Raw genomic sequence first — 8,359 nt, forward strand, 5'->3', positions numbered from 1 at the left:
GGCGAGCCGGCGGCGCTCGTCCTGCTCGATGCTTGCGTTCGCCTCCTCCCCGGGGTAATGGGCGCGGCTTCCAGCGGAACCGAGGAAAGCTTCGAAAGCGGCCTCCTCGAATATCCGCATTATACCCGTCCTGTTGAGTGGGAGGGGCGCACGATCCCCGAAGTGCTGCGATCGGGGGATCATGCGAAGATCGCCGCCTGGCGAAAGGCCAGGGCGGCAGAAGAGACACGGCTAAGGCGGCCGGACCTGATCGAGCGCCATGGGGGCGCGCGAAGGCCATCGCCCTCTGGCGCGCGGCGTGAGAAAGACGAAGGTTAGACAATGAACCTCATCCAGACGCTCGAGGCCGAGGCGATCGAGCAGTTCAAGTCGAACAAGGCGATCCCCGAATTCCGTCCGGGCGACACGCTGCGCGTCGGCGTCCGCGTCGTCGAGGGCGAGCGCACCCGCATTCAGAATTTCGAGGGCGTCTGCATCGCCCGCGCCAACAAGGGCCTCGGCAGCTCCTTCACCGTGCGCAAGATCAGCTTCGGCGAGGGCGTCGAGCGCGTCTTCCCGCTTTATTCGCCGAACGTCGATTCGATCGAGGTCGTCCGCAAGGGCGCCGTCCGGCGCGCCAAGCTCTATTATCTGCGCGGCCGGACCGGCAAGTCGGCCCGCATCGCCGAGCGCCGCGACCAGCGCGCGCCGAAGGCGGAGACCGCCGCGCCGAAGACCGAGACCGCCGAGGGCTGAGCCTCTTAGGCCACTGCCAGGCGACAGAACGGGCGGCCGATCTGGCCGCCCGTTTTTCGTCGTGCCCGGATCGGTTCTAAATTATTTCAAGATATATCTTGACCGCTCAGCTATAAGATATATTTTAGCGTATCAGAAAATATTCGACAGGAGACACAGATGCGTTTCAGGATGGGCAGGGATTGCGGGCCGGAGGGCTTCCCCGGCGCTTTGTTCGCGATGGATTTCGGCGGCGGGCGCGGCTGGAGCAAGGGCTGGAGCTGGGGCGGCGACTGGGGTGACGGCGGCGGCCGCGGCCGGCGCGGTCGCGGCCGGATGTTTACGGGCGACCAGCTTCGCCTGCTGCTGTTGAGGCTGATCGCCGACGAGCCGCGCCACGGCTACGACCTGATCCGCGCGATCGAGGAGCTCAGCCACGGCGCCTATGCGCCGAGCCCGGGCGTCGTCTATCCGACCCTCACCATGCTCCAGGACATGGACTTGATCGAGGAGACGAAGAGCAAGAGCGCGCGCAAGGTCTTCACCGCGACGGAGGAGGGCGAGGCCCACCTCAAGGAACATGCGGAGGAGGTCGACGGGCTGCTCGAGCGGCTGAAGGAGGCCGGCAGCGACAATCGCAAGGCCGGCGGCGCGCCGATCAAGCGCTCGGTCGCCAGCCTGCTTTCCGCGCTCTGGCACCGCGTCACCCGCGAGGATGCCGACGAGGATGTGATGCACAAGATCGCCGCGATCCTCGACGAGGCGGCGCAGAAGATCGAACGCCTGACCTGAAATCGGGCCGGGACGGGGAGAATGCTGGGCGCAGCCCCCGCGATGCGGCGTTCGCCCCGTCCCATCAATCTCACGGAACCGGGCTCGGCCGCTGGCGGCCGCCCTCATTGTGCTGGCGGATGACGCGCAGATAGGCGTCGACCAAAGCCTGATTGACCTCGTCCCAGCCATAACGGCGGCTGACCATTTCGCCGGCGGTGCCCGCTTCGAGCCGGGCCTGCTCGTCGCGGCAATAAGCCGCGAGCGCCGCGCAGAAGGCGTCGACCGCGCCGGGGCGGATCAGCCGGCCGGTGACACCGTCCTCGACCAGGCTCTCGCTCCCGGTCGCGCGCGCGGCGACCACCGGCAGGCCGGCCGCCATCGCCTCCAAGGTCACGTTGCCGAACGTCTCGGTAACCGACGGATTGAGCAGCATGTCCATCGAGGCGACGGCGCGGCCGAGATCGGCGCCGCCCTGGAAGCCGGCGAAGCAGGCGTCCGGCAGTCTTTTCTCGAACCAGTCGCGGGCCGGGCCGTCGCCGACGATGAGCACCTTGTGGCGCACCTGCCGCCGCGCCAGCCGGTCGATCGTGTCGGAGAAGACGTCCAGCCCCTTTTCCATCACCAGCCGCCCGGTGAAGCCGATCACCGGCTCGTCATCGGCGATGCCAAGCGAGCGCCGCCATGTCATGTCGCGCTGGCCCGGGTTGAAAATCTCCCGGTCAATGCCGCGCGTCCAGATGCCGACATCATAATTCATCCGCTGGTCGCGCAGCAGCTGCGCCATCGAATCCGAAGGCGCGAAGATCGCGTCGCAGCGGCGATAGAAGCGGCGAAGCGCCGCCAACACCAGCGGTTCCAGGAAGGCGAGACCGTAATAGCGCGGATAGGTCTCGAAGCGGGTATGCACCGAGGCGACCACCGGCAGGTCCCATTTGCGCGCCAGCGTCACCGCGCGATGGCCGGTGATCTCCGGGCTGGCGACATGGAAGATGTTGGGTCGGAAGGTCCTGAGGTCGCGGCGCACCCGCGGCGGGATGGCGACGCCGATCCGATATTCGGGGCGTCCGGGAAACGGCACGGCCGGAATGTCGACGAGATCGCCGGTGGGGGGGAATGCCGGAGTCTTCGTCACCGGCGAGTAAACGCGCACCGCCGCGCCCTGCCGGAGCAGATAGCCGGCGAGCCGGTTCAGCGCCTGGTTCGCGCCGTCGCGGACATAATTGTAATTGCCGCTGAAGATCGCGACGCGAAGGTCCGGCGTCTGCATCAACGATCGTCCTGACGCGGATGATCGCGGAAGAAGCGCCGGACGCGCCGGATCCAGATGATCGGCGGGACGATCAGCATCGCCAGCAGGAAGAGAGCGAAGGCTTCGCGCATCGTCATGTCCTGAAAAAGCGAAAGCGCCCCGCCGCGAGGATCACGGCGGGGCGCTTCGGCAATTCGGGGCGCCCCTTATTCCTGCGCCTTTCCTTCGGCTTCGGCCGCCTGGAGATAGTCGCCGGCGTCCTCGTCGCTGCCGTTGCCGCTCTGGACGACCGCCTCCAGCGGATCGGCGTTGATCGCCGCTTCCGGGCCTTGGGCGAGCTCGGCCACATGCTCCTCGGCCGCCGAATTGGCGGCGATGAGCGCCTCCTGGAGCGAGCGCTGCTGGGCGCGCAGCGCCGCGTCGCGCGACGAGGCCGCGATCCGCATCCGCTTCATGCCCGCGCCGGTGCCCGCCGGGATCAGACGGCCGACGATGACATTCTCCTTGAGGCCTTCCAGATCGTCGATCTTGCCCTGCACCGAAGCCTCGGTGAGGACGCGCGTCGTCTCCTGGAAGGAGGCGGCGGAGATGAAGCTGCGGGTCTGCAGGCTCGCCTTGGTGATGCCGAGCAGCACCGGCTTGCCTTCCGCATATTTCTTCTTGCCCGGCTGCTCCTTCAGTTTCGCGTTGACCTCATTCATCTCCTGCCGGTCGACCTGCTCGCCGACCAGGAAGGTGGTGTCGCCGCTCTCGGTGATCTCGACCTTCTGCAGCATCTGGCGAACGATCACCTCGATGTGCTTGTCGTTGATCTTAACGCCCTGCAGTCGATAGACCTCCTGGATCTCCGACACGAGATATTCGGCCAGCGCCTTGACGCCGAGCACCTCGAGGATGTCGTGCGGATCGGGGCTGCCCGAAATCAGATTGTCGCCGCGCTTGACGAAGTCGCCTTCCTGCACGTCGATGACCTTGGACTTCGGCACCAGATACTCGACCGGCTCGCCGCCATCCTCGGGGACGATCGCGATCTTGCGCTTGGCCTTGTAGTCCTTGCCGAACGCGATCCTGCCGGAGACCTTGGCGATGATCGCATTCTCCTTCGGCTTGCGCGCCTCGAACAGCTCGGCGACGCGCGGCAGACCGCCGGTGATGTCGCGGGTCTTGGCCGCCTCGCGGCTCACGCGGGCGAGCACCTCGCCGGCTTCCACCACCTGGCCTTCCTCGACCGAGAGCATCGCGCCCGGCGCCAGCATGTAGCGCGCGGCCTCGCCGCTCTTCTCGTCCATAAGGGTGATGCGCGGACGCAGATCCTCCTTGGTGCGGGTCGTCGCGCGATATTCGGTCACCACCCGCTGGGCGATGCCGGTCGCTTCGTCGGTCTGCTCGGCCAGGGTCTTGTTCTCGATGAGGTCCTGGAACTTCACCGTGCCGCCCTTTTCGGTGATCACCGGCATCATGAACGGATCCCATTCCGCGATCCGGTCGCCCTTGCTGGCGATATGGCCGCTGTCGAACATCAGGTGCGCGCCATAGGGAATACGGTGCGTCGAACGCTCGCGTCCGTCCATGTCGACGATCGCGACTTCGCCGCTGCGCGACATCGCGACCCGTCGGCCGCGCGGGTCCATGATCGTCGGCAGATCGCGGAACTCGATCGTGCCGTCGGCCATCGCATCCAGGCTCGACGTCTCGTTGAGCTGCGCCGCGCCGCCGATGTGGAAGGTCCGCATCGTCAGCTGCGTGCCCGGCTCGCCGATCGATTGGGCGGCGATCACGCCGACCGCCTCGCCGATATTGACCGGCGTGCCGCGCGCGAGGTCGCGCCCGTAGCACTTGCCGCAGACGCCCATTTCGCTCTCGCAAACCAGCGGCGAGCGGATGTTGACCGACTGGATGCCGAGCTCATCCACGAGCAGGGCAGCCGCCTCGTCGATCAGCGTGCCTTCCTTGACGATGATGTCGCCGGTCTTCGCATCGACGATGTCCTCGCCCGGCGTCCGGCCGAGGATACGCTCGCCGAGCGATGCGATCGTCGCGCCGCCCTGAACGATCGCCCGCATGTCCAGAACGTTGCTGGTGCCGCAATCCTCCTCGACGATCGTGCAATCCTGGCTGACGTCGACGAGCCGGCGGGTCAGATAGCCCGAATTGGCCGTCTTGAGCGCCGTGTCGGCGAGGCCCTTGCGGGCGCCGTGGGTCGAGTTGAAATATTCAAGGACGGTGAGGCCTTCCTTGAAGTTCGAGATGATCGGCGTCTCGATGATTTCTCCTGAAGGCTTGGCCATCAGACCACGCATACCGGCGAGCTGCTTCATCTGGGCCTGCGAGCCGCGGGCGCCGGAATGGGCCATCATGTAGATCGAGTTGACCGGCGCGAGCCGGCCGTCCGGACCTTTTTCGGAAGCCTTGATCTTGTCCATCATCGCGTTCGCGACCCGGTCGCCGCAGCTCGACCAGGCGTCGATCACCTTGTTGTACTTCTCCTGGTGGGTGATCAGGCCGTCCTGATATTGCTGCTCGAAGTCCTTGACCGTGTTGCGGGTCTCCTCGACCATCCCTTCCTTTTCGGCCGGGATGATCATGTCGTCCTTGCCGAACGAGATGCCGGCCTTGAAGGCGTGGCGGAAGCCGAGGCCCATGATGGCATCGGCGAACAGGACCGTCTCTTTCTGGCCGGTGTGGCGGTAGACGATGTCGATGACGTCCGCGATCTCCTTCTTGGTCAGGAGGCGGTTGATCGTCTCGAACGGCACCTTGTGGCTCTTCGGCAGCGTCTCGCCGAGCAGCATCCGGCCCGGAGTCGTCTCGACCCGCTTCATATAGTGCTTGCCGGCCTCGTCGGTCTGCGGGACGCGGCTGTGGATCTTGCTGTGCAGCGTCACCGTGCCGTGGAACAGCGCCTGGTGGACCTCCGCCATGTCGGCGATGATCGAGCCTTCGCCCGGCTCGCCCTCGCGCTCCATCGACAGGTAATAGAGACCCAGCACCATGTCCTGCGAGGGCACGATGATCGGCTTGCCGTTGGCGGGCGAGAGGATGTTGTTGGTCGACATCATCAGCACGCGCGCTTCCAGCTGCGCCTCGAGGCTTAGCGGGACGTGCACAGCCATCTGGTCGCCGTCGAAATCGGCGTTGAACGCGGCGCAGACGAGCGGGTGGAGCTGGATCGCCTTGCCCTCGATCAGCACCGGCTCGAACGCCTGGATGCCAAGGCGGTGGAGCGTCGGCGCGCGGTTCAGAAGCACCGGATGCTCGCGGATCACCTCGTCGAGGATGTCCCAGACTTCCTTGCGCTCTTTCTCGACCCACTTCTTCGCCTGCTTGAGCGTCATGCTCAGGCCCTTGGCGTCGAGCCGCGAGTAGATGAACGGCTTGAACAGCTCGAGCGCCATCTTCTTCGGCAGGCCGCACTGGTGCAGCTTCAGCTCCGGACCAGTGACGATCACCGAGCGGCCGGAATAATCGACGCGCTTGCCGAGCAGGTTCTGGCGGAAGCGGCCCTGCTTGCCCTTCAGCATGTCCGAAAGCGACTTGAGCGGCCGCTTGTTGGCGCCCGTGATGGTGCGGCCGCGGCGGCCGTTGTCGAACAGGGCGTCGACCGCTTCCTGCAGCATGCGCTTCTCGTTGCGCACGATGATGTCCGGCGCGCGCAGCTCCATCAGCCGCTTCAGGCGGTTGTTGCGGTTGATGACGCGGCGATAGAGGTCGTTGAGGTCCGAGGTCGCGAAGCGGCCGCCGTCGAGCGGCACCAGCGGGCGCAGCTCGGGCGGGATGACCGGCACGACGTCGAGGATCATCCACTCCGGCCGGTTGCCGGATTCCAGGAAGCTCTCGACGACCTTCAGCCGCTTGATGATCTTCTTGGGCTTCAGCTCCGACTTGGTCGTCGCCAACTCCTCGAGCAAAGCCTCCTTCTCGCCCTCCAGGTCGAGGTCGATGAGCATCTGCTTGACCGCCTCGGCGCCGATGCCGGCGGTGAAGGCGTCCTCGCCATATTCGTCCTGGGCGTCGAGCAGCTCGTCCTCGGTCAGGAGCGTGAACTTCTCGAGCGGCGTCAGGCCGGGCTCGGTGACGATGTAGCTCTCGAAATAGAGCACGCGCTCGAGCTGCTTGAGCTGCATGTCGAGCAGGAGGCCGATGCGGCTCGGCAGCGACTTCAGGAACCAGATGTGGGCGACCGGCGCGGCCAACTCGATATGGCCCATCCGCTCGCGGCGGACCTTCGAGACGGTGACCTCGACGCCGCACTTCTCGCAGACGATGCCCTTGTACTTCATGCGCTTGTACTTGCCGCACAGGCACTCGTAATCCTTGATCGGACCGAAGATGCGGGCGCAGAACAGGCCGTCACGCTCGGGCTTGAACGTGCGGTAATTGATCGTCTCGGGCTTCTTGATCTCGCCGAACGACCAGGATCGGATGCGCTCCGGCGAGGCGATGCCGATCTTGATCTGGTCGAACGTCTCCGGCTTGGCGACCGGATTGGCGAAGGGGGTCATCTCGTTCATGTCTTCTTCCTCTTACCTCCCCTCCCGCTTGCGGGAGGGGATTGAGGGGTGGGCCTGTTGGGCCGGGCCACCCCACCCCCGGCCCCTCCCGCAAGCGGGAGGGGAGGGTGAATTTATTCCGCCGCCAGCTGCTGCGGCGCGTCCTCGTCATTCTCGTCGATGATGCTGTTCAGCTCGACGTTGAGGCCGAGCGAGCGCATCTCCTTGACGAGCACGTTGAAGCTCTCCGGAATGCCGGCCTCGAACGTGTCGTCGCCCTTGACGATCGCCTCGTAGACCTTGGTGCGGCCGATCACGTCGTCGGACTTCACGGTCAGCATTTCCTGCAGCGTGTAGGCGGCGCCGTAAGCCTGGAGCGCCCAGACCTCCATCTCGCCGAAGCGCTGGCCGCCGAACTGCGCCTTGCCGCCCAGCGGCTGCTGGGTGACGAGGCTGTACGGCCCGATCGAACGCGCGTGGATCTTGTCGTCCACGAGGTGGTGGAGCTTCAGCATGTAGATGTAGCCCACCGTCACCTTGCGATCGAACGGCTCGCCGGTGCGGCCGTCGAACAGGGTGACCTGCCCCGACACGTCGAGACCCGCTTTCTCCAGCATCGCCGCGACGTCGGCTTCCTTGGCGCCATCGAACACTGGCGTGCCCATCGGCAGGCCGCCGGTGAGAAGGCCCGCCATCTCGACGATCTCGCCGTCGTCGCGCGCGTCGAGGTCCTTGTGATAAGGCGCGCCGTACATGTCCTTGAGCTTGGCGCGGAGCGGCTTGGCGTCGCCCTTCGCCTGCATGCCTTCCAGCAGCTCGGCGACCTGCCGGCCGAGGCCGCGCGCGGCCCAGCCGAGATGGGTCTCGAAAATCTGGCCGACGTTCATGCGCGAGGGCACGCCGAGCGGGTTGAGGACGATATCGGCCGGCGTCCCGTCCTCGAGGAACGGCATGTCCTCTTCCGGCAGGATGCGGCTGATGACGCCCTTGTTGCCATGGCGGCCGGCCATCTTGTCGCCCGGCTGCAGCTTGCGCTTCACCGCGACGAACACCTTGACCATCTTGAGCACGCCCGGCGGCAGCTCGTCGCCCCGCTCGATCTTCTCCATCCGGTCGTCGAGCTTCGCCTTGA

The 8,359-nt window shown here is 65.9% G+C and carries 5 protein-coding genes and 1 pseudogene; 3 read left to right on the forward strand and 3 right to left on the reverse strand.

The window, feature by feature from the left end:
* The 3 genes and pseudogenes from ACT4N3_RS13295 to ACT4N3_RS13305 form a co-directional block, all read left to right on the forward strand.
* Window positions 1–318 (forward strand): annotated as a pseudogene (locus ACT4N3_RS13295) (tRNA (guanosine(37)-N1)-methyltransferase TrmD); the annotation flags it as partial.
* 3 nt (window positions 319–321) lie between these two features.
* The gene (gene rplS, locus ACT4N3_RS13300; protein WP_444855708.1) at window positions 322–735 is read left to right on the forward strand and encodes a 50S ribosomal protein L19; all 414 of its coding nucleotides are present in this window, start codon (window positions 322–324) and stop codon (window positions 733–735) included.
* Window positions 736–894: 159 nt separating this feature from the next.
* The gene (locus ACT4N3_RS13305; RefSeq protein WP_444855709.1) at window positions 895–1,506 is read left to right on the forward strand and encodes a PadR family transcriptional regulator; all 612 of its coding nucleotides are present in this window, start codon (window positions 895–897) and stop codon (window positions 1,504–1,506) included.
* Between the two features lie 70 nt (window positions 1,507–1,576).
* On the opposite strand, the gene ACT4N3_RS13310 is transcribed toward ACT4N3_RS13305, so the two are convergent.
* The 3 genes from ACT4N3_RS13310 to ACT4N3_RS13320 all read right to left on the reverse strand — a co-directional run.
* Complete coding sequence (locus ACT4N3_RS13310; protein WP_444855710.1) at window positions 1,577–2,755, reverse strand: glycosyltransferase family 4 protein; 1,179 nt, start codon at window positions 2,753–2,755, stop codon at window positions 1,577–1,579.
* Window positions 2,756–2,943: 188 nt separating this feature from the next.
* Entirely contained in the window at window positions 2,944–7,248 is a 4,305-nt protein-coding gene (gene rpoC, locus ACT4N3_RS13315; RefSeq protein WP_444855711.1) for a DNA-directed RNA polymerase subunit beta', read from the reverse strand.
* A gap of 113 nt (window positions 7,249–7,361) precedes the next feature.
* On the reverse strand, window positions 7,362–8,359 hold a 998-nt coding region (locus ACT4N3_RS13320; protein ID WP_444855712.1), incomplete at its 5' end, for a DNA-directed RNA polymerase subunit beta.

Source organism: Sphingosinicella sp. (assembly GCF_052388015.1).
Classification (GTDB): domain Bacteria; phylum Pseudomonadota; class Alphaproteobacteria; order Sphingomonadales; family Sphingomonadaceae; genus Allosphingosinicella.